31 protein-coding genes are annotated in these 26595 nt (G+C 43.1%); 10 read left to right on the forward strand and 21 right to left on the reverse strand.

Going from position 1 to position 26595, the window contains the following annotated elements:
- Positions 1-4: 4 nt before the first annotated feature.
- The 4 genes from MHH58_RS11110 to pta all read right to left on the reverse strand — a co-directional run bounded on the left by MHH58_RS11110 (position 5) and on the right by pta (position 4402).
- Positions 5-1300: an HD domain-containing protein gene (locus MHH58_RS11110; RefSeq protein ID WP_445922977.1), complete on the reverse strand. Its 1296-nt coding sequence runs from the start codon at positions 1298-1300 to the stop codon at positions 5-7.
- Between the two features lie 71 nt (positions 1301-1371).
- Positions 1372-2556 carry an MFS transporter gene (locus MHH58_RS11115; RefSeq protein ID WP_135098780.1) on the reverse strand — a complete coding sequence of 395 codons (1185 nt, stop codon included), beginning with the start codon at positions 2554-2556 and terminating at the stop codon, positions 1372-1374.
- 51 nt (positions 2557-2607) lie between these two features.
- A complete protein-coding gene (locus MHH58_RS11120) occupies positions 2608-3423 on the reverse strand; it encodes a lipoate--protein ligase family protein (protein ID WP_341345925.1) in 816 nt (271 codons plus the stop codon).
- Positions 3413-4402: a phosphate acetyltransferase gene (gene pta, locus MHH58_RS11125; RefSeq protein ID WP_135098776.1), complete on the reverse strand. Its 990-nt coding sequence runs from the start codon at positions 4400-4402 to the stop codon at positions 3413-3415. Before pta ends, MHH58_RS11120 begins: the two co-directional genes overlap by 11 nt.
- 132 nt (positions 4403-4534) lie before the next feature.
- Between pta and hemQ the strand changes: the two genes are divergently transcribed.
- Complete coding sequence (gene hemQ, locus MHH58_RS11130; protein WP_135098774.1) at positions 4535-5284, forward strand: hydrogen peroxide-dependent heme synthase; 750 nt, start codon at positions 4535-4537, stop codon at positions 5282-5284.
- Between the two features lie 158 nt (positions 5285-5442).
- Here hemQ and MHH58_RS11135 read toward each other — a convergent pair whose 3' ends face one another.
- The 3 genes from MHH58_RS11135 to MHH58_RS11145 all read right to left on the reverse strand — a co-directional run bounded on the left by MHH58_RS11135 (position 5443) and on the right by MHH58_RS11145 (position 8195).
- Complete coding sequence (locus MHH58_RS11135) at positions 5443-6483, reverse strand: IS3 family transposase (RefSeq protein ID WP_341346092.1); 1041 nt, start codon at positions 6481-6483, stop codon at positions 5443-5445.
- On the reverse strand, positions 6390-6803 hold the full coding sequence (locus MHH58_RS11140; RefSeq protein ID WP_341345270.1) for an HTH domain-containing protein: 414 nt from the start codon (positions 6801-6803) through the stop codon (positions 6390-6392). Before MHH58_RS11140 ends, MHH58_RS11135 begins: the two co-directional genes overlap by 94 nt.
- 411 nt (positions 6804-7214) lie before the next feature.
- Positions 7215-8195 (reverse strand): nuclease-related domain-containing protein, encoded by a 981-nt coding sequence (locus MHH58_RS11145; RefSeq protein WP_341345926.1) that lies wholly within the window; start codon positions 8193-8195, stop codon positions 7215-7217.
- Between the two features lie 442 nt (positions 8196-8637).
- On the opposite strand from MHH58_RS11145, the gene MHH58_RS11150 reads away from it, so the two are divergent.
- Complete coding sequence (locus MHH58_RS11150) at positions 8638-9360, forward strand: MBL fold metallo-hydrolase (protein ID WP_341345927.1); 723 nt, start codon at positions 8638-8640, stop codon at positions 9358-9360.
- 2 nt (positions 9361-9362) lie between these two features.
- Here the strand turns inward: MHH58_RS11150 and MHH58_RS11155 are convergent, their stop codons facing one another.
- The 3 genes from MHH58_RS11155 to MHH58_RS11165 form a co-directional block, all read right to left on the reverse strand.
- Positions 9363-9560 carry a PLDc N-terminal domain-containing protein gene (locus MHH58_RS11155; protein ID WP_209307411.1) on the reverse strand — a complete coding sequence of 66 codons (198 nt, stop codon included), beginning with the start codon at positions 9558-9560 and terminating at the stop codon, positions 9363-9365.
- 131 nt (positions 9561-9691) lie between these two features.
- Positions 9692-10672 (reverse strand): acyltransferase family protein, encoded by a 981-nt coding sequence (locus tag MHH58_RS11160; RefSeq protein WP_341345928.1) that lies wholly within the window; start codon positions 10670-10672, stop codon positions 9692-9694.
- A gap of 141 nt (positions 10673-10813) precedes the next feature.
- Positions 10814-11569, reverse strand: coding sequence for a YczE/YyaS/YitT family protein (locus MHH58_RS11165; RefSeq protein ID WP_369891472.1), 756 nt, complete (start codon positions 11567-11569; stop codon positions 10814-10816).
- 119 nt (positions 11570-11688) lie between these two features.
- On the opposite strand from MHH58_RS11165, the gene MHH58_RS11170 reads away from it, so the two are divergent.
- A complete protein-coding gene (locus MHH58_RS11170; protein ID WP_135098766.1) occupies positions 11689-12561 on the forward strand; it encodes a LysR family transcriptional regulator in 873 nt (290 codons plus the stop codon).
- A 47-nt stretch (positions 12562-12608) separates the two neighbouring features.
- On the opposite strand, the gene MHH58_RS11175 is transcribed toward MHH58_RS11170, so the two are convergent.
- The 7 genes from MHH58_RS11175 to MHH58_RS11205 all read right to left on the reverse strand — a co-directional run bounded on the left by MHH58_RS11175 (position 12609) and on the right by MHH58_RS11205 (position 16363).
- Positions 12609-13277 (reverse strand): hypothetical protein, encoded by a 669-nt coding sequence (locus MHH58_RS11175; RefSeq protein WP_135098764.1) that lies wholly within the window; start codon positions 13275-13277, stop codon positions 12609-12611.
- Between the two features lie 4 nt (positions 13278-13281).
- Positions 13282-14160, reverse strand: coding sequence for an ATP-binding cassette domain-containing protein (locus tag MHH58_RS11180; RefSeq protein WP_135098762.1), 879 nt, complete (start codon positions 14158-14160; stop codon positions 13282-13284).
- On the reverse strand, positions 14160-14531 hold the full coding sequence (locus MHH58_RS11185) for a GntR family transcriptional regulator (protein ID WP_341345929.1): 372 nt from the start codon (positions 14529-14531) through the stop codon (positions 14160-14162). Before MHH58_RS11185 ends, MHH58_RS11180 begins: the two co-directional genes overlap by 1 nt.
- Before the next feature lie 261 nt (positions 14532-14792).
- Entirely contained in the window at positions 14793-15158 is a 366-nt protein-coding gene (locus tag MHH58_RS11190; RefSeq protein WP_135098758.1) for a DUF423 domain-containing protein, read from the reverse strand.
- A gap of 4 nt (positions 15159-15162) precedes the next feature.
- Entirely contained in the window at positions 15163-15444 is a 282-nt protein-coding gene (locus MHH58_RS11195; RefSeq protein WP_135098756.1) for a DUF423 domain-containing protein, read from the reverse strand.
- 18 nt (positions 15445-15462) lie between these two features.
- On the reverse strand, positions 15463-15705 hold the full coding sequence (locus tag MHH58_RS11200; protein WP_341345930.1) for a hypothetical protein: 243 nt from the start codon (positions 15703-15705) through the stop codon (positions 15463-15465).
- The gene (locus tag MHH58_RS11205; protein ID WP_341345931.1) at positions 15698-16363 is read right to left on the reverse strand and encodes a uracil-DNA glycosylase; all 666 of its coding nucleotides are present in this window, start codon (positions 16361-16363) and stop codon (positions 15698-15700) included. Before MHH58_RS11205 ends, MHH58_RS11200 begins: the two co-directional genes overlap by 8 nt.
- Positions 16364-16482: 119 nt before the next feature.
- On the opposite strand from MHH58_RS11205, the gene thiD reads away from it, so the two are divergent.
- The 4 genes from thiD to folE2 all read left to right on the forward strand — a co-directional run bounded on the left by thiD (position 16483) and on the right by folE2 (position 19329).
- Positions 16483-17316: a bifunctional hydroxymethylpyrimidine kinase/phosphomethylpyrimidine kinase gene (gene thiD, locus MHH58_RS11210; RefSeq protein WP_135098750.1), complete on the forward strand. Its 834-nt coding sequence runs from the start codon at positions 16483-16485 to the stop codon at positions 17314-17316.
- Between the two features lie 73 nt (positions 17317-17389).
- On the forward strand, positions 17390-17752 hold the full coding sequence (locus MHH58_RS11215) for a DUF1806 family protein (RefSeq protein ID WP_135098914.1): 363 nt from the start codon (positions 17390-17392) through the stop codon (positions 17750-17752).
- 11 nt (positions 17753-17763) lie between these two features.
- A complete protein-coding gene (gene bshB2, locus MHH58_RS11220; RefSeq protein WP_135098748.1) occupies positions 17764-18438 on the forward strand; it encodes a bacillithiol biosynthesis deacetylase BshB2 in 675 nt (224 codons plus the stop codon).
- A gap of 12 nt (positions 18439-18450) precedes the next feature.
- Positions 18451-19329, forward strand: a complete 879-nt coding sequence (gene folE2, locus MHH58_RS11225) for a GTP cyclohydrolase FolE2 (protein ID WP_135098746.1) — start codon at positions 18451-18453, stop codon at positions 19327-19329.
- Between the two features lie 118 nt (positions 19330-19447).
- Here the strand turns inward: folE2 and tadA are convergent, their stop codons facing one another.
- Genes tadA through MHH58_RS11245 form a run of 4 tightly spaced genes read right to left on the reverse strand, consistent with a single transcriptional unit; the run spans position 19448 to position 22821 of the window.
- On the reverse strand, positions 19448-19915 hold the full coding sequence (gene tadA, locus MHH58_RS11230) for a tRNA adenosine(34) deaminase TadA (RefSeq protein WP_135098744.1): 468 nt from the start codon (positions 19913-19915) through the stop codon (positions 19448-19450).
- Positions 19908-20609: an HAD family hydrolase gene (locus MHH58_RS11235; RefSeq protein WP_115885247.1), complete on the reverse strand. Its 702-nt coding sequence runs from the start codon at positions 20607-20609 to the stop codon at positions 19908-19910. The genes tadA and MHH58_RS11235 overlap by 8 nt, the downstream gene beginning before the upstream one ends.
- 33 nt (positions 20610-20642) lie before the next feature.
- Positions 20643-21599: an NAD-dependent epimerase/dehydratase family protein gene (locus MHH58_RS11240; protein ID WP_341345932.1), complete on the reverse strand. Its 957-nt coding sequence runs from the start codon at positions 21597-21599 to the stop codon at positions 20643-20645.
- A gap of 31 nt (positions 21600-21630) precedes the next feature.
- Complete coding sequence (locus tag MHH58_RS11245; protein WP_135098740.1) at positions 21631-22821, reverse strand: glycine C-acetyltransferase; 1191 nt, start codon at positions 22819-22821, stop codon at positions 21631-21633.
- Positions 22822-22984: 163 nt separating this feature from the next.
- Here MHH58_RS11245 and MHH58_RS11250 point away from each other — a divergent pair, with 163 nt between their 5' ends.
- From MHH58_RS11250 to MHH58_RS11260, 3 genes are read left to right on the forward strand one after another with little or no spacing between them, the layout of a single operon-like run.
- Entirely contained in the window at positions 22985-24172 is a 1188-nt protein-coding gene (locus MHH58_RS11250; RefSeq protein ID WP_341345933.1) for a M20 metallopeptidase family protein, read from the forward strand.
- A complete protein-coding gene (locus tag MHH58_RS11255) occupies positions 24163-25350 on the forward strand; it encodes an amidohydrolase (protein ID WP_341345934.1) in 1188 nt (395 codons plus the stop codon). The genes MHH58_RS11250 and MHH58_RS11255 overlap by 10 nt, the downstream gene beginning before the upstream one ends.
- Positions 25350-26528 (forward strand): M20 metallopeptidase family protein, encoded by a 1179-nt coding sequence (locus MHH58_RS11260; RefSeq protein ID WP_341345935.1) that lies wholly within the window; start codon positions 25350-25352, stop codon positions 26526-26528. The genes MHH58_RS11255 and MHH58_RS11260 overlap by 1 nt, the downstream gene beginning before the upstream one ends.
- The last annotated feature ends 67 nt before the right edge of the window (positions 26529-26595 follow it).

Genomic DNA, 26595 nt, shown 5'->3' on the forward strand with positions numbered 1-26595 from the left:
CCTCCTAATCGAGCTCATTCAATAAATTTATAATTTCTGCTTTAACTTCTAAATCTTTAATCGCTAAGATCTTTTCCTTCGGATAATATAATCTTGAACCGAGACGGTGGATACCTGTAATAGAATTAATAATTGCCGACTGCGAACTGATTTCTCTAATTTCACCGTTCGGCCGCAGCAGGTGAATCGGTCTTCTGTTTCTATTCTGCCCGGGTCTGTCGTAATCGTAAGGCAGATCGGAATAACTGTCGCTGAAGACATAATAATCCGGATCTATGCCTGCTTTTTTGTACAGTTCATTAAGTTCTGTAATTGTAATAATAGAACCGTCAAACGGCAAATATTTAAACAGGTCTCTGTTCACAAACCGTCCGGCAAGGTCGCTCAGTATCTCATCCTCTTCACGTACCCATTCCTGCAGATAAAAATTCACGACCATTTCATCGAGTCTCAGATAATCGTGCACTGTGACGTCCTCGTTGAAAAAAGGAATGAAGTATGTCGGCTGCTGTTTAAAATTATAGCCCGATTTATACAATGCCTTCGCTCTCTGCATGACAAGGTTCAGCATCACTTCTCCGCCCCGCGATACAGGGTGGAAGTAAACCTGCCAGTACATCTGATAACGGCTCATTAAATAATCTTCCACCGCGTGCATGCCGCTTTCTTTAATCAGCACTTCATCTTTTGACGGCCGCATCACACGCAATATGCGTTCCATATCGAAGTTGCCGTAGCTGACTCCGGTATAAAAAGAATCCCGCTGCAGATAATCCATACGGTCCGCATCGATCTGACTTGAAATCATACTGATGACAAGTTTATTCGGATGCGTTTTGTTAATAACTTCCGCAACTTCGCGCGGAAACTCAGGAGACACTCTCGATAATACTTCGTTGACTTCAGTATCTTCCAAGATAATTTTCTTCGTATATTCTTCATGATCCGTATGAAATATATCTTCAAAGGTATGGGAAAACGGTCCGTGACCAAGATCGTGCAGCAAAGCTGCAGACAAAGCCAAAAGCCGGTCGTTTGAGTCCCATTCGGGATATTCTTCAAAATTCTCAATCATCCGCCTGACAATTTCATACACGCCGAGCGAGTGATTAAATCGCGAATGCTCCGCACTGTGAAATGCCAGATATAAAGTTCCGAGCTGCTTTATTCTGCGGAGCCGCTGAAACTCTTTCGTTTTCACCAGGTCCCAGATGACCTGGTCGCGGACATGAACATACCGGTGGACCGGATCTTTAAAGACTTTTTCTTCCTGTAATTGTTTCTTGCTGTAGTCACTCATCGTCACGCTTTTACGCCTCCCTTAACACCCCAATAATATCATAAAACGGCCGGGGAAGCCGACCGTTTAGTTTAACTCTCAGTATTTGATTGTGCGCCGCGTTTTCCGACCATCATCATATAAAAAACACCTGCTAAAATAATCGGCACAATCAGCCACAGGTACATGCCGCTGTAGCCGACAAAGGGCACGATCAGTCCTAAAAACACCGGGCCGAAACCGAGCCCGATTTCCAGAATAATAAAGAAAGTCGATGTTGCCAGACCGACATTCTCCTTCGGCGCCACGTTAACACAAATAATTTGCGCAGCCGACTGGAAATTCCCGAAACCGAGCCCGATAATAAAGCCGGCAATTAAAACGACAGTTCCCGCTGAAGTGCTCCCGAGCAGGAAGAATCCGATTGCCATCAGGATAAACGTCGGGTAAATAACGACGTTCGGCCCTTTCTGGTCGATGATGCGTCCTGTAAACGGACGCGTCGACAGCACTGCCGCCGCATAGACGATAAAGAAGAAGCTTGCTGCGGTAACTACATCGATTTCAATAGCATAAGTGTTCAAAAATGACAGCACACTTGAATACGCCAGCCCCATTAAGAAAATCGGCATCAGCATCCGGAGGGAATTTTTTTCTATAAGCACAAATTTTTCAGGCTTGACCGCCGTTTCTTTTGTGACGTTATTTATTTTAATCAGCGGAATCATCAGCACGACAAGCAGCATTAAAATACCGACATAAATTAACATCGTTTCAAATGAAATCTGCTCGAGCAGCAGGAACGCCATAAATGGACCGACCGCACTCGCAACCACCATGCTTAAACTGAAATAGCTGATTCCTTCACCCCGGCGTTCTTCAGGCACGGATATCGTTGCCAGCGTATTCAGCGCTGTACTGATCATCCCTGTTGCGATACCGTTTAACAGCCGTGTCACAATTAAAAATGTTAAACCGAAGTCGAAGAAGTATAAAATATAAGTTAAAAAGTAAAGTACTGTTCCGCCGAGCATAATTTTACGGGCGCCGAGATGATTAATCTGATAGCCTGTGACTCCTCGGCCCACCAGTACGCCGACGATAAAAATACTGGCTACAAAGCCCGCGATACTCGGATTGACATCGTATTTTTCAATCGCATAGTTTCCGACTGTGACCAGAGTTGAATACATTGCACCCATTAAAATAAAATGGAAGGCAAAAATTGCTGTAAATTCTTTCGTCCATATTTTAGGCGCATAAGAACTTGTCGACATGTTATTCCTTCTTTCATAAAAATTAAAAAACCAGTATTAAAAATATACTGGTCAGTCAAAAGTTACGTATTTTTTATTACGCTCTTTCATGTTTCCGATGAATCGTTCGTACTGTGCATTCTGCTCCTCATTCAGCACCGGATAATCCTTCAAGACGGCCCCTGAGTCACGGAGCGCATTCAACGCCCGTTTTTCAACTTCTTCAATTGAAAAATCGGCATTCAGCAGTTCATTTAAAGAAGCCATATGATCCGGGTTAATAACCGGATATGTAAACTTCGTGCTGTCAACTGCATGCGCATGGCGGTAAAATTCTTTCATCATTAAGGCCCGTTCCGAGCCGCTGCCTGTGACACATAAGTATATCTGCACTGCGACACCGTCTTTGATGCGGCGCTGTGAAATCCCTGCAAACTTTTTGCCGCCGATGCTTAAATCATAAGAACCGGGACAGTAACTTGCGGAAATTTCGTACGCTTCAATCTTTCCTTCCGGAAACATTTTTGTTACCAACTCTGTCATTATATCATAGCCTTTTTCTATGTATGGAAAATCTGCTTTCGGTAACACCAAAGAAATATTCAATATGCCCTCATCGAGAACGACACCTAAACCGCCGCTGTTGCGCACGATATAGTCAAAACCCGCATCAGAGATATAATTCAGGCCGTACGGCAGTTTCGGCAACCTCGCATCCTGCAGGCCTAATATAATATAAGGCGAATGTACCCAAAAGCGTATTTTAGGCACATTGTCTTCACTGATCTGATGCTGCAGAAAGTCATCAAAAGCAAATGATTCAAACGGATGCCGGGTCCGCAGCCTGCCGATGACTTCCACCGTCCCGTTAAACAATTCAGCTGTCATGACGATTCGCCATTACCTGTGTTGCTGTAAATAAAGCCAGATTGTATACTTCTTCAGTCGTCGTACCGCGCGACAGGTCGTTAACCGGTTTGTTCAAACCTTGCAGAATCGGTCCGTAAGCTTCAAAACCGCCTAAACGCTGAGCAATTTTATAGCCGATATTACCTGCTTCAAGCGACGGGAAGATAAATACATTCGCTTTTCCTTCAAGCGGTGACTTCGGAGATTTTTTCTCTGCCACACTCGGAACAAAAGCTGCGTCAAACTGCAGCTCGCCGTCAATCAGTGTATTCGGAAGTTTATCCTGTGCGTATTCAGTCGCGAGACGAACTTTTTCCGCTTCTTCTGTTTTCGCAGATCCTTTTGAAGAAAAGCTTAAGAGCGCAACGCGCGGTGTAATTCCGAAACTCATCGTCGTTTTTGCCGTTTCAACTGCAACTTCCGCAAGCTCTTCGGCAGTCAGGGTCGGATTTATTGCACAATCTCCCATTACATACAGTTCATCGCCGCGGCGCATAAAGAAAATACCGCTCGTTTTCGATACACCTTCTTTTGTTTTAATAATCTGCAGCGCCGGCCGCACCGTGTCCGGTGTCGAATGCATCGCTCCTGACACGAGACCGTCGGCATAGCCCGTATGTACCAGCATGGTTCCGAAATAGTTTACATTTTCAATAATATCTTCAGCCTGTTCAAGCGTTACCTTGCCCTGTCTGACTTCAGAAAACTCTTCTGCGAGTTTATCGCTTAAATCCGATGTTTTCGGATTTAATATTTCCAATCCTTCTATATTAAGATTTTCTTCGTCCGCAATTTTCTTAAGTTCATCAGCATCCCCGATCACAATCGGATGCACGTAGCTGTTTTTTAAATGCTCTGCCGCAGCAGTCAGAATTCTTTTATCTGTTCCTTCCGGAAATACAATTTTGATATTTTCACCATTTAAGTTATTTTTAAGATCCGTAATGAATTTACTCATTATATCCTCCTTGGCTACTTTACTTTAAATATATTATACGTGTTTTGTCACATCTTTTAAACAGAATCTCTTGTTAAAACGTTTTCTATTGGTCTAGAATAGAAGTAATGACTTAATTAAGGAGAGAGTAAGATGAGTGAACCGGTAAGTACTATAGATGGCTGGTACAGCTTACACCTGCTTTACAGCGTGGACTGGGCAGGTTTGCGTGTACTGGACAAAGATGAAAGAAATGCGCTGACAGAAGAACTTCAGACATTTTTAAACAGACAGGAAGAAGTGCATGAAAAACACGAAGGTGACTATGCATTTTACAACATCATGGGTCATAAGGCAGATATTATATTCTGGCTGCTGCGCCCGACTGCGGACGAGCTGATCAAGCTTGAACTTGAAATTAATAAACTCAGAGTTGCGGACTACTTAATTCCAACCTACTCATACGTATCTATTATTGAAATGAGCAGCTACCTCGGCGGTAATAAGACGCCTGAGGAAATGATGGAAATCCCGCACATTCAACAGAGATTATACCCTTCACTGGAAAAATCTAAATACATCTGTTTCTATCCAATGGATAAAAAGCGCGACCTTCAAGACAACTGGTACATGCTGCCGATGGAAGAACGCAAACAGCTGATGCGCGACCATGGCATGATCGGCCGCAAATACGCAGGCAAAATCAAGCAGTACATCACAGGCTCACAAGGTCTCGATAAATATGAATGGGCAGTAACACTCTTATCAGATGATATGCTCGAATTCAAAAAGATTATCTACGAAATGAGATTCGATGAAACAAGCGCGCGCTACGGCGTCTTCGGCGACTTCTACGTCGGCGGACACATCCCGAACGACGCAGTTGCTGACTATTTCGGATAAATTATATTATTTTGAAGCGGCTCCCGATGGCGGGGCCGCTTTTTTTTGGTAGTTTGGTTATTTAGTTGTTTGGCGGCGGGTATGCGGTGTTTTGTAAAGTGAACCCCTTGTCAAGGACACGGGAAGTCCCTTTTGGGTTCTTTGAGCTTAAAATATACTTATATTTTAAGCTCAAGCTTTCTAATCTCGGGCAATGTCGGTGGCGTCACAAGATGTTCATGTGGATAGACACCTGTAGTAAAATATTGATAAAATTGAACTGGAGTTAGCTTAGCTAATTTCCATTGAGGACGGTCATTGTTGTAATAGTGGATGATTCCAGCAATGGCCGTTTTAACTTGTTCAAATGTATTCAGTTCGGATAAATTTAAATGATCTTTCATATGACCAAAAAATGATTCTTGCGGTGCGTTATCCCAACAGTTCCCGCGTCTGGACATGGATTGAATATATCGATCCGTATTCGCCAATTCTCGAAATTTAATACTAGTGTAATGAGAGCCTTGATCGGAATGAATCACCGTTTCTGTGGAGTGTTTAATTCCGTGATCAGACTCGAGTTGATTCACACAGTCTACGACAAAATCCAGGGCCAAAGATTCAGACACAGTATATGCCAAGATTTCATTAGTATATGCATCCTTTATGGTGCTTAAATAGGCTGTCTGTTTTTGAGCGTAAGGCAAATAGGAAATATCTGTCAGTAATATCTTTCTCGGTCCATAAGCTCTAAATTCCCGTCTGACATGATTCGGCATGACTTTGGCGTTATGGGTCGCTTTCAAATGAATGCTCTGCGGTTTGGGCCGTCGAATCTTAGCTTGAAGATTATATTTCTGCATGAGCCGAAGGATTTTCTTCGGATTCATTAATACACCTCGATTTAAAAGCATCATATGAATGACACGATACCCTTTATCATAGCCTTTGTATTTGTACACATCCAAAATGAGATTGAAGTCTTTTCGGTCCTTTTCTTCTCGGATATCATGGTTGACCCGGGTATGTTTCACCCAATTGTAGTAGCCACTTCTGGACACGCCGCAGAGCTGGGTCAATACCTTGACTTCGATCGCTGACCCCGGTGCATTGACAGTCTCATATATTAATCTGAAGTAGTATTGTTTGAGTCCTTCAGCTGTTTGTATTGGTGTGTCAGCTGCATCTTTTTTTTTAGAAATTCGAGCTCCTGTTCCAATAACTTAATCCGGTGGGTCTTGGCTTCCAATTCCTGTGAGACAGTCAAAGGTTGACCGGCTGCTTGAGGAATATGCATTAAATCATTGGCCAGACGGTGGTTGTACCGTCTGTGATACGCCTTCATTCTGTCTTTGCCAAGAATCTTTGGGTCTAATCCCAGAAATTCAAAGCTCTCCTCTATTGAGTATCCTGTTTCAATCAAACGGTGGTATTCCCGTTCAAACACTGCACCATAAATAATTTTCTTTGGCGTGACATGTTCCACGTAAGGGGACTGGCGTAATGTCGAAAGTTCTGATGGATTCAATTCTTGCATCATGATGAGCTCCTGTCTTTTAAATTAATCATCTGAGCCTGTCTGTCCAGATATCAGAACACTGAAGGCACTGATGTCTACAAGTAAAACGGACAAAGGGACAGATGTCTATATATTTTTAAACAAGAACTTCGCGTGTCCAGTTTATGGGGTCCAGTTTATTGGGATTTGCAGTCGTATGAAGCCGCCTCATGTGACCGTAAAAATATCTGCGGGCCGATGAAGCCGCCTCATGTGACCGTAAAAATATCTGCGGGCCGATGAATTCGGCTCATGTGACTGCAAAAATATCTGCAGGCCGATGAATTCGCCTCATGTGACCGCAAAAATATCTGCGGGCCGATGAATTCGGCTCATGTGACCGCAAAACAAACATCTGCTGCAAAACAGAGCTAAGTTTTATGTCATTGTTGTTTAAATTTGAGTAATCCTGTCTTTGTACCGTTGTGTTTCTCTAATTTTGGCGATGACTTCAGCAACCTCCGCATACTTTAATTTATATGCAGTATTCCTCCCCTGACCTGTAATGTCGCAATGTTTTTTCAAAACCTTATAAACAGCTGTCCTGCTGATCTGAAAATCAATAAAGTACAACAAAGCCGATCTTGTCATCGGCACTCCGCTAAACAAAATCTCGAAATCTCCCATTGCTTTCAGCAAGTGAGTTTCGTTACTCTCGACAGAGCCGCAGCGATTACAGCTCATTTGAAATCTCCCTTTATACAAATCAAATGTTTTACACTGTCCGCAATACAATCCCCGGCGTATTTGAAAGATATCTGCCGATTCATTAAAATATGGATTTTCTACGGCATTTTCCTGAATGATTTCAGCGATGTTCATCGCATTAGCACTCAGTCTTTCGTCTTTAAACTGTCTGAAGTATTTTCTCATATGATTGCGCAAAACCGTCTCCTTCAAGACATACTGATTTTCGGTTGTGAGCCTGAAATCGTCATTAGGAAATATTAGATTCCCTTCCACTTCAAAATTTAAGCGGCACTCATTTCTCAGCTTCTTCAGCCTTCCCTTCGCCCTGCTCAATTGGGCAAACGCATTGTCAGAGAGTTCGCGTCCATTTTTATACCAGTTATTATTCTCAAACCGGTAATCACCCGAAATATTTTTAACCTCGTTCACCACCACGCGATTCCCGGAAATAATAATACTGTCATACTGTGCAGCAGCTTTTCCCGCAGACAGATAAATATCCCGTAAAATATAAGTATTCTCATGTCCAATTTCATCGAATATTTTATCGTATAGACATTCACCTTCGTAGCCTTTTTGAAGCGTTCTCAAAATGCATCTTTCATTTGACGATAAATTACTCCTTAAATCCAGCGCATTCCAATACAAAAGTTCCTTTGGTGCTTTACGATTATTTAAAAACATTCCATTTCCTCCTTTATAAAATAAAAGTCCCCCTACCCTATATATAGGCGAAAATGGCGTTTTCACTTTTTTTCGTTCATGTAAATACGATTTTTGTAAAACTGGGAGCAAAATCACTCAAAGCTTCTTACTTTTGGAAGTTTTTTCAAACAGCTGTTTTCACACAATAAACCGCGTCCAATACGTTTTCCTAACTGATTAGTTTTACGATATGAGATAATGGTTATATATAAGTATCTATCATTTAGGAGGTAAACTTATGGGACGTTTACTTAAACGTGCGGCAATTTTTATCGCACCAATTATTATAAATAAAGTTGTACAGAAGTTTCTTAACAAAGATGACAAATCTTCTTCAAAAGGGAAGAAAAGAAAATAATACAAGATAAAAACCACCTAACTCATGTTAAGTGGTTTTCTGTCTATATAAAGGATGATGATTATGCTCACTCAAATATCACCGCACGTTTACATACTGCCGTTCGACAGTCAGCGTGACCGTCCGAATCTCGGCTACATACACGGCGAAAAGTTCAGTATCCTCGTCGATGCAGGCAATTCCAGAGCACATTTGAACGCAATGCTTGAAGCGGTAGATGAAGCGGGGCTGCCGAAACCTGAAATCGCTCTGATTACCCACTGGCACTGGGATCATACTTTCGGAATGCACGCTTTTCCCGGCACGACAATGACTCATATCAAAACTAACGAAATCCTGAACACAATCACTGAATGGGAGTGGACGCCTGAAGCAATGGCAAAACGTCTGGAGACCGGTGAAGAATGCGAATTCTGCGATACCCATATGAAAATTGAATACGATAATGTTAATGACATTAAAGTCGTGACAGCGGACATTGAATTCAGCGGCAATTTAACACTGAATTTGGGCAGGGTCACAGTCGAAGTAACACCGGTCACTAACCCGCATTCCGATGACGGGGCCGTCGTTTTTATTCCGGAAGATAAAGTGCTCTTCGCCGGTGATGCCGACACGGGCGACTTTTACAAACTGGACGGCCGATATGATGCAGACAAGTTTTACTCTTACATTAAAACCGTCGACAAAGTGCCTTATGAAACTTATATTCACGGGCATCTCGCTCCGATGACGCGTCAGGAAGTCTCAGAGCTCAGAAAAGAAATTGAAGAAACAGAGTTATAGGCTTATTTACGTTCCATCACAAAATACAGGACCGGACCGACAATATTAAAAACGATGACAATAATTATCCAGACCGCTCTGTTTAAATATTTAAAACGCCGCTGCTGAATAATCATTGTTAAAGCGGAAATCATTAAAAGCAGCTGGAGTATCATTAACGGAATTAGAAATGGCAGCAGTTCCTTAACATTTATAATCATGTTAATCCCCCATTACCGTTATTTAATTATGTAAAATTACTTATAATTATATATTACCCGCTATTAAAATTATCATACATAAAATAACAAAAGACGCAGAATTCCACCGGAATTTCTGCGTCTTTTAAAACTTATTCCTTCCACTTCAATTCGACCAGCGGCCGCGTTAATGTCACCACCGGTCTGCTCGACAGCACTATAACGATTAAAGCCGACAGCAACACGAGCCAGAAAGTCTCATACCAATGATTATACCAGAGAATGTCAAACTCCCTGAACGGCTGAATGATAAAACCGTGCAGCAGATATACATATAATGTTTTCTCGCCGATTTTCGTCAGCCAGCCGAAATCGCCGGAAGGTATTAAGGCAATCATGCTCACAATTAAAAGAGCAGCAAGAATATAAATAATGAGGCGCATCAGCCCTCCGCTGATTTCCGCTTCCAGACGGCGATAAGCTACCGCCCCGGACAGCCAGTCCGTGTCGAGTGTCACATCCACGTTGATAAAGAGATAAATAAAAGTAAACAGCGCAAGCATAAAAATAATTCCTGCGATACTTATGCTTCTGGTTTTTATCAGTTTCACGTGTTCCTTCGTCATAAAGTAACCCGTTAAAAAGAACGGAAAGAAGACGAAGGTGCGCGACAGACTGAGTCCTAATCCCGACAGGTCAATATAGCCGATCGCAATACCGATTAACACCGCAAGCAGAATACTTAAGGTCGCCGGAATTTTTTTAAACAGAACAAGCAGAATGTGCCAGCTGAACAGACTGACTAAAAACCACATCGCCCACTGCGGGTGCAGTATGCCGTTGTACCACTCTTCGCGTCCGAGCAGAAAATACAGCAGCGTATACAAGCCCTGGAACATCAAATATGGAAGCAGCAGCTTTTTTGCCAGATTTAAAATGTATTTCGGTTCGCCAATCCCTTTGGCAAAGAAACCCGCCAGCATGATAAACATCGGCATATGGAAGATATAGATAAATGCATAAATTGAATTGACCAGCTGCGAGTCAACCGCAAAAGGCTGAATCAGATGGCCAAACACAACGAGAAAAATTAAGATTACTCTCGCATTATCGAAAAACGGCATGCGGTTCATGATTAACTTCCTTTCGCTTGATTAGTTTCAACATTGCGTCATATGTTATTAAAAATTTCCGGTAAATGAAAGTGATATCCTTTTGTCCGTTACAGCTATATAAAAAAAAGAACCTCAATTCATGAGATTCTTTAACATATATTATGGCGATGCAGGTTCTTCACGCGCATCCGATAGTTCTTCTTCGAATTCCGCATCATTCCACGGTTCTGCAGTTTCAATGACTTCTTCTGCAATTTCTTTACGCTGCCCTGACCAGCGGATTAAATGATGCTGATATTTCTTCATCATCCAGCCGGTAATTTTTCCGATAAAATAGGCAGCAATCAAGGTGCCGATACCGATTGAACCGAGTGACTGAATAAAGATCAGACATATTAAGCCTGCTGCGACAACGTTTAATAAATCACTGGTAATTTTAGCTTTACTGAATTGCATCTTAAATTTCTCACTGATAACGTGTGTTAATTCATCATACGGCATCAGCGGGAATTTCGCGCTGAAGTACCCGAGCAGTCCGATAGATACAACAAATAAACTGATTGCTAAAAATACTGCTTTCATCATCCATGTTTCAGGTGCCGGCAGTATTTGTACAAGAAATAATGTAAAATCCATCATAAAACCAAACAGAAATGCAATCAGCAGCTGAACGATTGATTCTCTGAAATTAAATCTTCTGCTTAAAATAATTTGAATAATAATAAATAATACGTTAGCGGCTATGGTCATCAGACCGATAGATAGTCCTGAAGAAAGCGTAAATGCATAAGCGAGTGAGGAAACGGGTGACACACCCAGACTTGCCTGAATAGAAAAGCTTACGCCCAGAGAAAGAAAAAACAAACCGATAAAATATAAAAATAAGCGTTTAACAGTTGTATTTATATGGTCTATAGTTATCATTCCTTTCTAAAAAGTCTCAGTATATAATTATACGCCTTATACTGTTATATTAATAATATATATATATTTAATATAATCATATGTAATTACATATGAGAAGGAGGATTGCTATGGATGTTCGCCAGCTGCGGTATTATAAAGAAATTGTAGACCAGGGAAGTATTTCAAAAGCTGCTGAAAGACTGCATATTGCACAGCCGCCTTTAAGCCAGCTTTTAAAAAAACTGGAAGATGATTTTAATACCGAGTTAATCCGCCGCTATCGTCAAAAATGGGAAGTCACTGAGTCAGGTGAGCTACTTTACCGGTATGCAGTACAGATTCTCGGACAGATGGCAGAGGTTAAGAAAAGAATTAACGAAGTTGAAGAAGGTTCCGCCGGGTCTGTCAATGTCGGTGTATCTTCGGCCTGCTACAATATGCTGATCGATTATATTGCAGAGTTCAGAGCACAGTTTCCTAAGATTAAAATCAGTATACATTCCGGTGATTCCGAAACTTTACTAAATAAGCTGAAACAGCAGGAAATTGATCTTGCACTGCTGATCAGACCGGGCAATACAGAGCAGTTCGATACAAAATCACTGGACCCTGAACAGAGTATTCTCATTGTTCCGGACAGCTGGGCACCATCACTGCCGGCTGAGCCTGCACTGAAAGATATTGGTCATCTGCCATTTATTATGCTCGGCGAAATGGAAGATTATTCATTTCACAGCAGCCTTCTCAGAATATTTAAGGCACATCATATTGAGCCTGACATCGTTATTGAATGCAAGGATATTCCAATACTCGTTGCGCTCGTTAACCGGGGACTCGGTATTTCTATTATTCCCCGGATGAATTATAAATCGCTGTTTGTCGAACATTTGAGAATATATGAATTTACCCAGTTCGAAGCCAGCGTGGAACCCGTCGTCATGAAATTAAGAGATGTCCCTGTTTCAAAAGCGGCGGAAAAGTTCTGGAATATTGTTCAGTAATCACTTATGAAAAAAGCGGAAGCTCAAGAATGAACTTCCGCTTTTTATCAGCCGAATTTTACCGGTATATTTTTAACGACTCTGTAGGCCAGCCAGCTGTAGAGAGCAGTCAGCACGAGCAGTATTACGAAGCCAAGGTACACGGCCATATTGCCGATTGTTCCGAAATAGTTCAGCAAATCTTCATTGAAAATCAGCAGCATGATGGCCGCAATTCCGGCTAGAACAGAGAGCATGCCCGGCCAGAATCCTCTGTAAAACGCAGCTGCAATCAGAACACCCGCAGCCCAGAATAAGAGTCCGCTTAAGAAGTGGAATATCACATGTTCAAAGTCTGTTAAATGTTCAATATTTTCCGCGAACAGATAATCACCGGCGAAAGGTGTAAATGACAGTCCGAATGAGACAATTCCGACAACCGCCGTTATAAATACTGCGGTTACCAATCCCGTAATCATCATCGACTTATAAAATGTTTTTCTCGATATTCCCATGTTCACTGCCCACTCCATAAACATCAGCACTGAAATAATTGCCAGGACGAACAGATAAGTGCGGTTGGCAGTCATGCCGAAACCGAAAAATGCTGACATTCCCTCACTTGAAAAGATATGCGAGATAATATAGATAATCAGCAGAATACCGATATACCAGAGCGACCATACCGGAAAAATGCTCGTGAAAATTTTCGTCGTTTCTTTTAATTTAGCAGTCATAGTATCACTCCTTCTCTTTCTTTTTATCTGTCAGGCTGATAAACATCTCCTGCAGTTTCAATGGCGATATATCCAGATGGTCATCCTCTGCGATTTCCATCTCTTCAGGCGTTATTTTGCCCAGCACCGTATCAATCTGCAGCGCGCCTAAAAACTTTACATTGATTACATGCTTGTTTTTGGTAAACGCTCTGACTCTTTCCGCTTTACCTGCGACAGTATATCCTTTCTCAAGGAGTTCATATGTCGGCTCCTGCAGCATAATCTGTCCTTCATGCATCATAATAATTTCATCGAATAAGTGCTCCATTTCTGAAATAATGTGCGTTGAAAGAATAATAATTCGTTCCTCGCGTCCTTTTGCTTCAAGCACTTCGCTGTAAAACAATTCCCGGGTCGGCGCGTCCATACCGTTGGTGACTTCATCAAAAATCGTTACTTTAGATAATGATGCCAGACCAAGCGTTGCTGTCACTGCGGCCTGCTGTCCCTGCGATAAGGCGCTGTATGCTTTTTCTGTATCAATATCGAATTTTTCAAGCAGCCTATAGGCATATTCTTTGTCGAAATCATCGCGGAAAATAGAGCCGGATTCAATATATTCCGTCACCTTATCGTTTTCTGCCGAAGTATCTTTCGGGTTATACAGGAAATTGATGTGCTGCATCACTTCGTCCTGCTCGTACACCGTTTTTTCATCCAGGGTAATACTGCCCGCAGTCACTTTTCTGTACGATGCAATCAGCGACAGCAGGGTCGTCTTTCCTGCACCATTCCGCCCGAGCAGGCCGTATATTTTCCCGGGTGCGAGTTCAAGATTAATGTTGGTCAGAATAGTATCTTTTTTAATATCTAAATCTACGCCCTCTATTTTTAAGGTCATTATTTTTCACTCCTGTTCATATCGATCATTTTTTGTATATCGCTTTTGCTTAAATCCAGTTTCCCCGCTTCTTCAAGCATCGGCTTTAAATATTCTTCTACAAATCCTTCTCTTCTCTTTTCCAGCAGTTTGCCGCGTGCATCTTCTGAGACAAACATTCCTACACCTCTTTTTTTGTATAATACGCCTTCTTCCACAAGTTCTGTTACACCTTTTGATACGGTTATATGATTCACTTTAAAATACGTGACAATCTCATTTGTCGACGGCACTTTGTCGTGTTCAACAAGTGTTTCGTCAATAATCTGATCAGCCAGCCAGTCCCTGATTTGCTCATAAATCGGTTTCTTCTCATTCAGCAGCTTCGACACATCGCAGCCTCCCTTCTATTCCTAGGTTCCATCTTTATATTTTTCTTATTAAGTCATATAGTTATATATCTATGTATATAACTATACAACCATTAGCGTAATTTGTAAACATTTTTGTTTAAATTAATTTAGAATATTGGATATTAGAGACGATAAACGCCGCGGATTCCTATGAAACAACTTCATCGAACTTCCAGACGCTACAGATTCTCGAAAACACAAAAAAGCCGGGACAATTTGTCCCGGCTTCACGAATAAATACTATAATTTTGCGATTCCAATAATAACAAGTGCCCAGCTGATCAGGAACATTACTCCGCCAATCGGTGTGACTGCACCGAGGATTGAAATGCCTGATAATGCCAGCACCATAAGTGATCCGGTAAAGAAGACAATTCCCGCTGTCATGAACCATCCTGCTGCAACTAGGAATTGCGCGCCTGTAACCTGAATTAAAATTCCAATCGCGATAAGTCCAAGTGCATGGTAGAACTGGTATTTAACTGCAGTTTCCCACACACCAAGGTAGTGTTCACTGAGTTTTCCTTCCAATAAATGCGCACCAAATGCACCGCATGCGACTGCGATAAATGCATTGACTGCGCCTAATATAATAAATAATTTCATGTGACTAATTTCCCCCGCTTTTTTCTCTGTTTTTAATAAAAATAAGATACAGCGAACTTGAATAAAGTATCAGACTGAAAATAAACAGCCAGCCGCCGAATTTTAAGATTTGCACTTCGGGCACATACAAAAGCCCTGCAATAATTAGTGCCAGTGAAGTATACCTCATATATTTCAACGCTTTATTCCACGCTTTTATATGCTCTTTCCGCAGCTTTTTTCTATACCTGCCGAACACAAACGAAAGAATGAAAAACACTGCACCAACGATGATGAATACTAACATTAGGTGAAACGACCTCCATTAAAAATCAAAAATATCTCTGCCGTTACCATCATCATCCTCGTCCACCGCCCGTTTGGCAACAGGAGTGCGGCGGATTGTCATATTATCCTCTAATTTCGGCTTTGGATCCGGCTGTTTATCATCTGAATCAGCCAGTAGCCCAAGTAGCTTCTGCATGGCGTAGGCATGCTTGGATACCTCGATACCCGCTTCTATAAACTCTAATTCTCTTTTTAATTCTGCTGCAATCTGCTTATTCATGCTGTTCGCTCCAGTCAATCGGTCCGCGGCCGGCAGATTCGAGATAAGCATTTGTCTGGCTGAACGGTTTTGAACCGAAGAACCCCCTGAATGCAGAGAGCGGGCTTGGATGAACTGAAGTAATTATTTTGTGTTTATCAGTGTCGATTAACTTAATTTTTTTCTGCGCCGGTTTTCCCCAGAGAATAAATACAACATGCTCAAGTTCCTCTGAAATCGTACGGATAATATCGTCCGTGAACTGTTCCCAGCCGAGTCCGCGGTGAGAGTTTGCATCTCCCGCATCTACTGTCAGCACAGTGTTTAACAAGAGGACGCCTTCTTCGGCCCAGTCCGATAAGTTACCCGTTGTTCTGACGATACCGAGGTCGCTCTCGAGCTCCTTATATATATTTCTGAGTGAAGGCGGAATTTTAACGCCTTCGTTCACTGAAAATGCAAGACCGTGCGACTGGCCTTTCCCGTGATAGGGATCCTGTCCCAAAATTACAACTTTAATACTGTTAAATGGTGTTAATTCAAAGGCGGTGTATACCTGTTCTTCCGGCGGATAAACTTCGCCCTTTCTGTAGCGTTCATTTAATGTCTGTCTCATCGTTGTGAAATCGTGATTATTCGTAATGCTGCGAAAGATTTCTTCCCAGTTTAAATCTGCCATTTTTAACGCACCTCCATACTAAAACTTCATTATATCATCGTTGTAAGCAATGCTCTAGAATTACACCGCTAATTATAGTAAAATGACAATATCTATCAGTACAATTAGGGGGAAATATAATGGCACTTGCAAAAACGTTAACAATAGCCGGGACAGACGTCAGCGGCGGCGCTGGAATCGCAGCAGATTTAAAAGCTTTCCAGGAGCATGAAACCTACGGCTTCAGTGTTTTAACCACTGTAGTTTCAATGGAACCATCAACTTGGTCTCACCGCGTGAGCCCAATACCAATAGAAGATGTTAAAAATCAGCTCGAAACAGCACTTTCTTTAAATCCCGATGTCATTAAAACAGGGATGCTGCCTTCAGAAGAAGTTGTAGAACTTTCGAAGGAAGCTTTTTTAAATTCAAATGCCAAACATTTCGTTGTCGACCCTGTTATGGTTTGTAAAGGAGACGATGAAGTCCTGAACCCCGGGCTTGTGGAATCAATGATTGAGAACCTGATTCCGAATGCAACAGTCGTCACACCGAATCTGGTTGAAGCGGGACACCTCGCGGGCGTTAAAACTCCGCGCACACTTGATGAAATCAAAGAAGCAGCTAAGGCAATTCATGCTAAAGGTGCGAATTATGTTGTCGTTAAAGGCGGCACGGGCATCGAGGGTGATTCTGCAATTGACGTCTTCTACGACGGCACGGAACTTCACCTGCTCGAATCAAAAAAATTCGATACTGCTTTTAACCACGGCGCGGGATGTACATTTGCAGCATCCATCGCAGCTAACCTTGCCAACGGCAAAGAGCCGCTTGAAGCAGTACAGCTGGCAAAAGCTTTCGTCACCAGCGCAATTAAAAACGGCTGGCAGATGAATGAGCATGTCGGTGTTGTCAGACATGGCGCTTACAATTCAGTAGAAAAGATCGAAGTTGTAGATAAAGTATTGAACTAAGAAAGAGATAGCTTGCTATCTCTTTTAATATGGTAGCTGATATTATAATTATAGGAGTTTTCTATTCATGGAAATGAAGAAAATAGTAAAACAGGATGTTCAGAAAATCTTAACAGAATATGAAAATACACCGGTCTACTTGCATGTTGAAATAACAAGCGGCATGTACGCGAGTCATCTGGATGACAATATCTTTAATGCGGGAACCTTCCTGCGCAATATTCAGGTTGAATTCATTCAGGCAACTATCCGCGGCGGCAACCGCTCAAAAGAGCACCGTGTCGGGCTAAAGCTCGCTAACGGCGGCTGGGTTTACGTTCTCGGCTTAACGCATTATATCGAGGGCGAGAACGGGGAGTTTATCATGCACGGCTTTAACGCCGAAGGCAAACTCGCTTCAGCGCTTGAAATTTCAACGAAACCATTCTTTAAGTAGGAGGAAATCACATGGATTTTTCACAGGAAAATCACGTACTTGTTGTTTTCCCGCATCCCGATGATGAAGCATTCGGTGTCAGCGGAACAATAATGAAATACAGAGAAGCGGGAGTCCCTGTCACATACGCCTGCCTGACTTTCGGCGATATGGGACGGAACCTCGGCTACCCGCCGTTTGCAACGCGCGAATCGCTCCATTCTATCCGTAAAGCCGAAGTTGAGGAATCAGCGCGTATTATGGGTGTTGATGATCTCCGCCTGCTCGGATTCAGAGACAAAACTCTCGAGTTCGAAGAACATGGTAAACTTAAAGGTGTCATTACCGATTTAATCGCCGAGCTCGCACCGACGCGTATTATTACATTTTATCCGGGCTATTCAGTCCATCCGGATCACGAGGCTACTGCAGATGCTGTAATAGAAGCACTGACGGACATCTCTCCGGATAAACGTCCGGCGCTCCAGCTTGTCGCCTTTGATAACCGGACTTTCGACGATCTCGGCGAACCGGATATCGTTATCGATATTGACGGCTATACAGAACGGAAACTGGATGTTATGGCCGCTCATCGTTCACAAACAGGCAAGCTGCTCGAAGATCTTGCTGCAGATACCCAGCAGGGTGACGATGCCAGAGAACGGTGGATGAGGTACGAGAACTTTTACAGTTACGAAATTGATTAAGGAGCATTATAAATGGAAGAATTTGACTTGACGACAAGAGAAGGTCGTTTTAAATATTTTGGTTCAGTTGACCCTATTGAAGGCACTAAACCAAAAGTTAAAGAAGATATGGCAGATTTACAAAACTCACGTAAAGACTTCCTTTTTGAAGTCGATTCTGTCGGCATTAATAATTTATCTTACCCTGTAGTCATCGGTGATTTCCAGTCAGTCGGCAACTTTGAGCTGGCAACCAGCCTTGAAAAAGATGAAAAAGGCATCAATATGAGCCGTTTAATCGAATCTCTGGAAACTGTCAACAGCGGCGGTGTACCACTCGATTTTGACACAATTAAAGAACTCCTGTCGAAATTGCGCGGACGCATGAAACAGAATTCAGCAGAACTGACTGTCGACGGTAAATGGTTCTTTAACAAGCCCTCGCCGGGTACCGGCTTAAATGCGGTGGCAAACGCGGATGTTGTGTATTCTGCAGCATTCGACGGAGAATCATTTACTCGCAAGCAATTCGGCATGACAGCCCAGGTCACTACACTGTGCCCATGTTCGAAAGAAATCAGTGAATACAGTGCACATAACCAGCGGGGCAATGTTAAGGTTCTCATCGATATCGATGACAGCGCGGAGCTCCCTGCGACTTATAAAGAAGATTTATATGAAATTCTTGAAATTAACGCATCGAGCCAGCTCTATCCGATTTTAAAACGTACAGACGAGAAAATGGTCACAGAACGCGCTTATGAAAATCCGCGCTTCGTCGAAGATTTAATCCGTCTGGTGGCATATGACTTAGTCGAGCTCGACTGGGTGAAAGGCTTCGAACTTGAATGCCGCAACGAAGAAAGCATCCACCAGCACGACGCATTTAGCCGATTAAAATATCAAAAATAGTTTGATCGTGAGACCGGAACCTTTGAGTTTCGGTCTTTTATTATGGGGAGGGAGTGAATGCTTGAAACCCGCAGAAGCTGACGAGACAAAAAACTCCCCGAGTCCGCAGACAGCGGTCTCAAAGGGAGTTTTTCTTCTTCTTCATGCGTAAGTTTCTAAAGAATGTCTTCAGCATCTCACTGCAGTCTTCCTGCAGCACACCGCTTACCACATCTGCACGATGGTTAAACCGCGGTTCGTCCAGCAGATTCATCAGGCTGTCGACGGTGCCGCCTTTAGGATCCGGCGCGCCGTAAACTACGAGAGGCACCCTCGACATTATTATCGCGCCGGAGCACATCACACATGGTTCCAGCGTGACATATAATGTGCAGTCTTCCAGCCTGAATGAGCCGACCGCTTCAGATGCTGCCTGAATCGCGAGCAGTTCTGCGTGAGTTACGGGATTCTGGGTGGTTTCGCGCAGGTTATGTGCCCGGCTGATTATTTCATCGTTTTTGACAATAACTGCCCCAATAGGCACTTCTCCTAAAGCTGCTGCTTTTTTGGCTTCTTCAATCGCAGCTTTCATAAATACTTCATGCATCGAGAATGAACTTCCCGTCTGCATCGTACAGATCCATAATACTGTCGACTATCTTATCCGCTCCAGTCAGGTGTTCAAGCTGACCAGTGCCGCTCAGCACGCCGATGGTGTATAAGCCTTCATCGTAGCCGAGCATGGTATCTGCAGCGTTATCCCCCACCATCACAAGATCTTCAATTGCATATTGGTGTTTATCGATAAAGTCTTTAATAAAACCGAATTGCGGTTTGTGATAATCGTTATCGTCGCCGCAAATTACATCAAATATATACGGCTGCAGCTCGAATTTCTCGATAAATCTAAGCGTCGAATCCCTGCTGTCACTCGTCACGATTACATTTTTATAACCGTTGTTTAAACCGTGTTCCAGCACTGTTTCAACACCGTCGATCAGCACCATATCATCAGCGAGCATCTGAAGATTGGATTCATAAAAAGATTTCGCCCATTCTCCCCCGCCCTGTCTGAATGATTCAAAGACTTTGTGAATATCGCTGCCGGTGCCTGAGGCAATTGTCGAGTTCGCTTTAATTTCCTCATCGATGTAGCCCAGTTCCTCGGCAACTTCCGACTTTATATCATGTGCATTAAAATCTTTTGCAAACTCGTCTATGCATTTTTTTGCATACGGTGTCCACAGTTTATGAAAATTTAACAGTGTCCCATCCTTATCGTATAAAATGATACGGTCCATTCGTCACCCTCCACGAACCGGACGGGACATTTCTTAAATTCCCGCCGGATTCTTCTCCTGTATCGCTTCTATCATTGTATCAGTCATTTTATCCAAATCAAAAGATGCCTTGAAATCCCATTGGCGTTTCGCTTCCGCTGCATCGATATTATCCGGCCAGCTTTCTGCGATGCCCTGTCTGACAGGATCAACATCATAGCTGAGTTCAAAGCCGGGATAATGACGGCGGATTGATGCCGCCACCATTTCCGGTTCGAGGCTCATACTCGTTACGTTAAAGGCATTGCGGTTTTCCAGTTTGCTGCTGTCCGCTTCCATCAGGTCAATAATGGCCTGAATCGCATCGTCCATATACATCATATCCATAAAGGTATCTTTACCGATAAATGATGTATATTTACCATTTTTCACCGCTTCAAAATAAATTTCCACAGCATAATCCGTCGTACCGCCGCCCGGTTCTCTTACGTGCGAAATCAGACCCGGGAAACGCACCCCGCGCGTATCCACGCCGAATTTATCGAAGTAGTAATCGCACAGCAATTCACCCGATACTTTGTTCACCCCGTACATCGTAGTCGGACGCTGAATGGTTATCTGAGGCGTATCTTTCCTCGGTGTCGTCGGACCGAAAGCGCCAATGGAGCTCGGTGTAAAGAACTGCAGATTAAGTGTGCGGGCTGTTTCCAGTGCATTAACCAGTCCGCCCATATTAATATTCCATGCAAGCATCGGATCCTTTTCACATGTTGCGCTTAAAAGTGCGGCCAGATGCATAATCGTATCCGCCTTAAATTCTTTGGCAATACGCTCCATCGCTTCGCGGTCCGTGACATCCAGAATTTCGAAAGCTTTGCCTTCGAGCGGTGAATCCACAGGTTCTTTAATATCTGTCGGCAGAACATTGTCCTCACCGTAAATTTCTCTTAATTTAACGGTTAACTCTGTCCCAATCTGTCCGAGCGCCCCTGTAACTATAATTCGTTCCATGATTGTTTCCCCTTATCGAAAAGTTTATGTTTTAGTTAATAATTCCCATTTCCCGGCCGACTTTCGCGTATATTTCAAGCGCCTGGTCGAGCATTTCTTTCGTGTGTGCCGCTGTCGGCATGTTTCTTACGCGTCCCGTACCCTTCGGCACTGTCGGGAAGACGATTGATTTTGCATAAACGCCCTCCTCTTTCAGACGTTTTGAAAATTCCTGAGCTTTTTTCTCGTCACCGATAATACAAGGTGTAATCGGTGTTTCCGAGTTGCCGATTTCAAAGCCTAAATCTTTCAGGCCGGCTTTCAGATAGTCGCCGTTTTCCCATAATTTATCGTGCAGCTCAGTTGAAGCCATTAAAGTTTTAACCGCTTCAGTGATTGCTTTCGTATCTCCTGGAGTTAACGACGTCGAGAATAAGAACGGACGTGCCGCGACTTTCAGGTAATCGATTAAATCCTGTGACCCGGCAACATAACCGCCGACAACACCGATTGCTTTCGATAATGTACCCATTTGAAGATCGATTTCTTTTTCAAGACCGAAATGTTTAACTGTACCGGCACCTTTGCCCATTACACCTGAACCGTGCGCGTCATCGACATATGTGATTAAGTCGAATTCTTTTGCGATCTCGACGATTTCAGGCAGTTTCGCCACATCGCCGTCCATTGAGAATACACCGTCTGTAATGTACATTACTTTTTTATAAAGTCCTGATTCCACCGCTTCTTTTGCTTTAGCACGGAGATCATCCATATCAGAATGGTTTACACGGATAATTTTAGCTTTAGATAAGCGGCACCCGTCGATAATTGACGCGTGATTTAATTCATCAGATAAAATCGCATCTTCTTTATTCATAACAGCTTGAATTGCCGCCATATTACAGTTAAAGCCTGATTGGAAAGCAACTGCTGCTTCAGTTCCTTTGAATTCTGCAAGCGTGTTTTCCAGTTCCACGTGAAGATCCAGCGTACCGTTAATTGTACGTACCGCTCCAGCGCCTACACCGTGTGATTTAATTGCTTCTATCGCTGCTTCTTTTAATTTTTCATCCGTTGCAAGACCTAAATAGTTATTAGACGATAAGTTAATCAGGCTTTTGCCTGCTACTGTAATTTCAGGACCGTTTGCACCTTCTACTACATCTATCTCATTGTACAGACCGTTGTCTTTTAAATATTCCAGATTTGTTTGTAAATACTGTTCTAATTTTTGTGACATATACGTCCCCTCCTTACCTAACATTTTAGCATATCTAAGCGCTTTCTTTGAACGATATCAAATTGTTTATATTGTTGTAATTTTCTCACTTTTAAGCTTTATATATTTTAAACTCAGGCTCGCTCTGATAATATGAATAGAAAACAGTTATGGAGGTTCAATCATGAGTATTAGAGATATCGCATCATCAAAACTTCCCGGGATGGTCACGGCGAGACGCCACATGCATATGCATCCGGAAGTATCATTTAAAGAGAAAGAAACATACCAGTTTATTCTAGGTAAGCTTAAACAGTACCCTGAATTAAACATTCGTGAAAATGTCGGTAAAAACGATGAAAACGAAGGTGCCGGTATCGTTGCCTCAATCGGCTCGGGCAGTCCGCACATTGCCGTCCGTGCTGACTTTGATGCACTTCCGATTGAAGACCAGAAAGATGTGCCTTATAAATCGCAAAATCCGGGGGCTATGCACGCCTGCGGTCATGATGGTCATACGAGTACCCTTTTAGGCCTTGTGGACGCTGTAATGGCGAATAAAGACAATTTAAGCGGCACTGTATCTTTTATCTTCCAATACGGCGAGGAAGAACAGCCGGGAGGCGCCAAGGCAATGGTCGATGACGATGCGCTCGCCGGTGTTGATAAAGTCTACGGCCAGCATTACTGGAGCCAGTTCGATACACATGAAGTGCAGACGAAACCGGGCGCAATGATAGCGAGCCCCGACGGTTTCTACATAACGCTCCAGGGTTCCGGCGGGCATGCTGCATATCCGGACCTGACGGTTGATCCGATTGTCGTCGCCGCAGAACTGATTACCAATTTACAGACCGCGGTAGCACGCCAGATTTCGCCGATTGAGAATGCAGTCGTTACTGTAGGCAGCGTGCGCGGCGGAGACGCGTTTAATGTCATTCCTGATACTGTCAGAATTACGGGTACTGTCCGTACGTTTAAACAGGAAGTTAAAGAAAAAATTTATGAAATTTTCAAACAGGAAGTGGAATATACAACTAAAAAACGAGGCGCTTCTGCAGATATGGAATATAAATTCGGCTATCCTGCTGTAATTAACCATGAAGAAGAAGCTCAGCTTATTGCCGATGCGGCAAAAGAGCTCGGACTTCCTTACAAAGAAGCCGATCCTTTAATGATCGGTGAAGATTTTTCTTATTATATTTTAAATAAGCCGGGTGCTTTCTTCTACACAGGTACCGGCAATGAAGAAAAGAAAACAACACCTGCCCATCATACAGATATGTTTGATATCGACGAAGATGCAATGGAAACAGCATTGATGATGTTCATGAAAATTTTAGAAAAAGAATCGGTGATTAAATGGACGTAAAATCAATTGAATCTGCAGTCGCCGAGAATTACAACGGGATGGTCCAGCTGCGCAGGCATCTGCATATGTATCCGGAGTTGTCGTTTAAAGAAGTTCATACACCTGCCTATATCGCAGATTATCTGCGCAGTCTCTCCATCGATGTCCGTGAAGGTGTCGGCGGGCGCGGCGTGGTCGGCAAACTGATTGTGGATGAATCGCTTCCGACCGTCGCATTAAGAGCGGATTTCGATGCACTGCCGATTCAGGACTTAAAAGACACACCGTATAAATCTACAGTTCCGGGCGTGATGCACGCATGCGGACACGATGCTCATACGGCGATTGTACTTACCGCAGCTAAAATTCTGAGCGGCATGAGAGATACATTGAAAGGCAATATCGTATTCATTCATCAGCACGCGGAAGAAGTAGATCCCGGCGGAGCCATTCAAATGATTGCAGACGGCTGCCTCGACGGCGTCGATGCCATCTTCGGCCAGCACGTGACTACATCGCTTGATGTTGGAAAAATCGGTTATAAATACGGCACTGCGACCGGTATCCCCGATGACTTTACCATTACTTTAAAAGGACGCGGCGGCCACGCTTCGCGTCCGCACGATACAATTGATCCGGTCGCAGCAGGCATTGCGCTCTGCAATCAGCTTCAATATGCTGTAACAAGACGCACAAATGCCATGGACTCTGTCGTTTTGTCGATTACGATGTTTAATGCCGGCAATCAGCATAACGTCATTCCGGATGAAGTAACTATCGGCGGAACCATCCGCTCGTTTAATCACGAAATGCAGGAAACTATGATTAAAGAGCTCAACAGGACGCTTGAAGGGCTGGTCAGAACGACTGGTGTATCATTCGATCTCGACTATATGAAGGGCTATCCGCCTGTAGTCAATGATGACAGAATGACAGATATCGTAGTAGAAAGTGCGGACAAAATTTCCACTGTCAACGAAACAATCAGACTTGAACCGGATCTCGGCGGCGAAGATTTCTCTTATTATCTGCAGCGCGTTCCGGGAACATTCTTCTATACCGGCGTTAAAAACTCAAGCTTTAAAGCAGATTTCCCTCATCACCATGCTCATTTTGATATCGATGAAAAAGGAATGGTCAATGCGGTAAGCGTCATGCTTGAATCTGTATTTACCTATTTAGAAAAGGAGTCCCGATAATGGATATAAAACAAATAATTAATGACCACTTTGAATCTATGGTGGAACTTCGCAGATATATGCATCAGCACCCTGAAATCTCTTTTCAGGAAATGAATACGAAAAAATGGATTTACGACCAGATAAAAGATCTCGGCCTCGATATCAGACAGGATGTCGGAGGAAACGGGATCGTTGCAAGGCTTCAGGTAAATGATGAGTTTGAAACGGTCGCACTGCGTGCAGACTTTGATGCGCTGCCGATAAACGATGAAAAAGACGTGCCGTATAAATCAAAAATTCCGGGTGTAATGCATGCATGCGGACACGATGCACATACAGCTATGCTGATTACGATGGCTAAAATTTTGTCAGAACATAAAGATGAGCTGCCGGTCAACGTCGTATTTTTACATCAGCATGCCGAAGAGCTGCTGCCGGGCGGAGCCAAGGCTATGATTGAAGATGGTGCGCTCGACGATATCGATTATGTATTCGGTACACATGTTTCCACTAAGTTTCCTGTCGGTACTATTAAATATAACTACGATACGATGTACGCGAATGCGGACTCGTTTAAAATTACCGTTAACGGGCTCGGCGGACACGGTGCGACACCTCAGGTGACTCATGATCCAATTGTTGCCTCGGCATCGCTGATTCAGCAAATACAGACGATTGTATCACGTTCTGTAAGCCCTCTTGACTCAGCAGTTGTGACAATCGGCGCATATAATGCCGGCTCAGTGTTCAATGTTATTCCCGGCAAGGCAGAAATTAAAGGAACCTTCAGAACTTACACTGAGGACGTAAGACAAACAGTAGCTAAACGACTGGAACAGATCTGTCTCGGCATCAGCGCAAGTTTTAATGTTAATGCCGATCTCGAAATTATGTACGGCTATCCGTCGATGAAAAACGATCATGCTCTCTTAGACTACGTTACAGGTAATGTCAGGGAAGATGCAGCGTTCGTTTCAGGGGTTGAAGAAGTGGGGCCTGCAATGGGCGGAGAAGACTTCTCCTACTTCATCCAGGAAAAACCCGGCTGTTATTTCTACACCGGTGTCAGAAACAGCGAGAAAAAAGCCGATATCCCTCATCACAATCCTATGTTCGACATTGATGAAGAAGGAATGAAAACAGGGGTTGAAACACTGCTGAAAGCAGTACTGAACTTCGATAAACGTTCAAAATAAAATAAGGCACAAAAAAAGAGCTGAGATAAAATCTCAGCTCTTTTTATTTACAGTTATAACAATTCAA

Source organism: Jeotgalicoccus sp. FSL K6-3177, from assembly GCF_038050175.1.
Lineage (GTDB): Bacteria > Bacillota > Bacilli > Staphylococcales > Salinicoccaceae > Jeotgalicoccus > Jeotgalicoccus nanhaiensis.

What these genes read in the sequence shown, in the direction of transcription:
- MHH58_RS11140 (WP_341345270.1), bottom strand. Translation starts at nt 6,803, where the DNA reads ATGATGCAAGAATTGAATCCATCAGAACTTTCGACATTACGCCAGTCC.
- MHH58_RS11115 (WP_135098780.1), bottom strand. Translation starts at nt 2,556, where the DNA reads ATGTCGACAAGTTCTTATGCGCCTAAAATATGGACGAAAGAATTTACA.
- MHH58_RS11250 (WP_341345933.1), top strand. Translation starts at nt 22,985, where the DNA reads ATGAGTATTAGAGATATCGCATCATCAAAACTTCCCGGGATGGTCACG.
- tadA (WP_135098744.1), bottom strand. Translation starts at nt 19,915, where the DNA reads ATGCATGAAGTATTTATGAAAGCTGCGATTGAAGAAGCCAAAAAAGCA.
- thiD (WP_135098750.1), top strand. Translation starts at nt 16,483, where the DNA reads ATGGCACTTGCAAAAACGTTAACAATAGCCGGGACAGACGTCAGCGGC.
- folE2 (WP_135098746.1), top strand. Translation starts at nt 18,451, where the DNA reads ATGGAAGAATTTGACTTGACGACAAGAGAAGGTCGTTTTAAATATTTT.
- MHH58_RS11110 (WP_445922977.1), bottom strand. Translation starts at nt 1,300, where the DNA reads ATGAGTGACTACAGCAAGAAACAATTACAGGAAGAAAAAGTCTTTAAA.
- MHH58_RS11215 (WP_135098914.1), top strand. Translation starts at nt 17,390, where the DNA reads ATGAAGAAAATAGTAAAACAGGATGTTCAGAAAATCTTAACAGAATAT.
- MHH58_RS11120 (WP_341345925.1), bottom strand. Translation starts at nt 3,423, where the DNA reads ATGACAGCTGAATTGTTTAACGGGACGGTGGAAGTCATCGGCAGGCTG.
- MHH58_RS11255 (WP_341345934.1), top strand. Translation starts at nt 24,163, where the DNA reads ATGGACGTAAAATCAATTGAATCTGCAGTCGCCGAGAATTACAACGGG.
- MHH58_RS11150 (WP_341345927.1), top strand. Translation starts at nt 8,638, where the DNA reads ATGCTCACTCAAATATCACCGCACGTTTACATACTGCCGTTCGACAGT.
- MHH58_RS11180 (WP_135098762.1), bottom strand. Translation starts at nt 14,160, where the DNA reads ATGACCTTAAAAATAGAGGGCGTAGATTTAGATATTAAAAAAGATACT.
- MHH58_RS11145 (WP_341345926.1), bottom strand. Translation starts at nt 8,195, where the DNA reads ATGTTTTTAAATAATCGTAAAGCACCAAAGGAACTTTTGTATTGGAAT.
- hemQ (WP_135098774.1), top strand. Translation starts at nt 4,535, where the DNA reads ATGAGTGAACCGGTAAGTACTATAGATGGCTGGTACAGCTTACACCTG.
- MHH58_RS11240 (WP_341345932.1), bottom strand. Translation starts at nt 21,599, where the DNA reads ATGGAACGAATTATAGTTACAGGGGCGCTCGGACAGATTGGGACAGAG.
- MHH58_RS11195 (WP_135098756.1), bottom strand. Translation starts at nt 15,444, where the DNA reads ATGTTAGTATTCATCATCGTTGGTGCAGTGTTTTTCATTCTTTCGTTT.
- MHH58_RS11200 (WP_341345930.1), bottom strand. Translation starts at nt 15,705, where the DNA reads ATGAATAAGCAGATTGCAGCAGAATTAAAAAGAGAATTAGAGTTTATA.
- MHH58_RS11190 (WP_135098758.1), bottom strand. Translation starts at nt 15,158, where the DNA reads ATGAAATTATTTATTATATTAGGCGCAGTCAATGCATTTATCGCAGTC.
- bshB2 (WP_135098748.1), top strand. Translation starts at nt 17,764, where the DNA reads ATGGATTTTTCACAGGAAAATCACGTACTTGTTGTTTTCCCGCATCCC.
- MHH58_RS11235 (WP_115885247.1), bottom strand. Translation starts at nt 20,609, where the DNA reads ATGGACCGTATCATTTTATACGATAAGGATGGGACACTGTTAAATTTT.
- MHH58_RS11175 (WP_135098764.1), bottom strand. Translation starts at nt 13,277, where the DNA reads ATGACTGCTAAATTAAAAGAAACGACGAAAATTTTCACGAGCATTTTT.
- MHH58_RS11170 (WP_135098766.1), top strand. Translation starts at nt 11,689, where the DNA reads ATGGATGTTCGCCAGCTGCGGTATTATAAAGAAATTGTAGACCAGGGA.
- pta (WP_135098776.1), bottom strand. Translation starts at nt 4,402, where the DNA reads ATGAGTAAATTCATTACGGATCTTAAAAATAACTTAAATGGTGAAAAT.
- MHH58_RS11245 (WP_135098740.1), bottom strand. Translation starts at nt 22,821, where the DNA reads ATGTCACAAAAATTAGAACAGTATTTACAAACAAATCTGGAATATTTA.
- MHH58_RS11155 (WP_209307411.1), bottom strand. Translation starts at nt 9,560, where the DNA reads ATGATTATAAATGTTAAGGAACTGCTGCCATTTCTAATTCCGTTAATG.
- MHH58_RS11260 (WP_341345935.1), top strand. Translation starts at nt 25,350, where the DNA reads ATGGATATAAAACAAATAATTAATGACCACTTTGAATCTATGGTGGAA.
- MHH58_RS11160 (WP_341345928.1), bottom strand. Translation starts at nt 10,672, where the DNA reads ATGAACCGCATGCCGTTTTTCGATAATGCGAGAGTAATCTTAATTTTT.
- MHH58_RS11205 (WP_341345931.1), bottom strand. Translation starts at nt 16,363, where the DNA reads ATGGCAGATTTAAACTGGGAAGAAATCTTTCGCAGCATTACGAATAAT.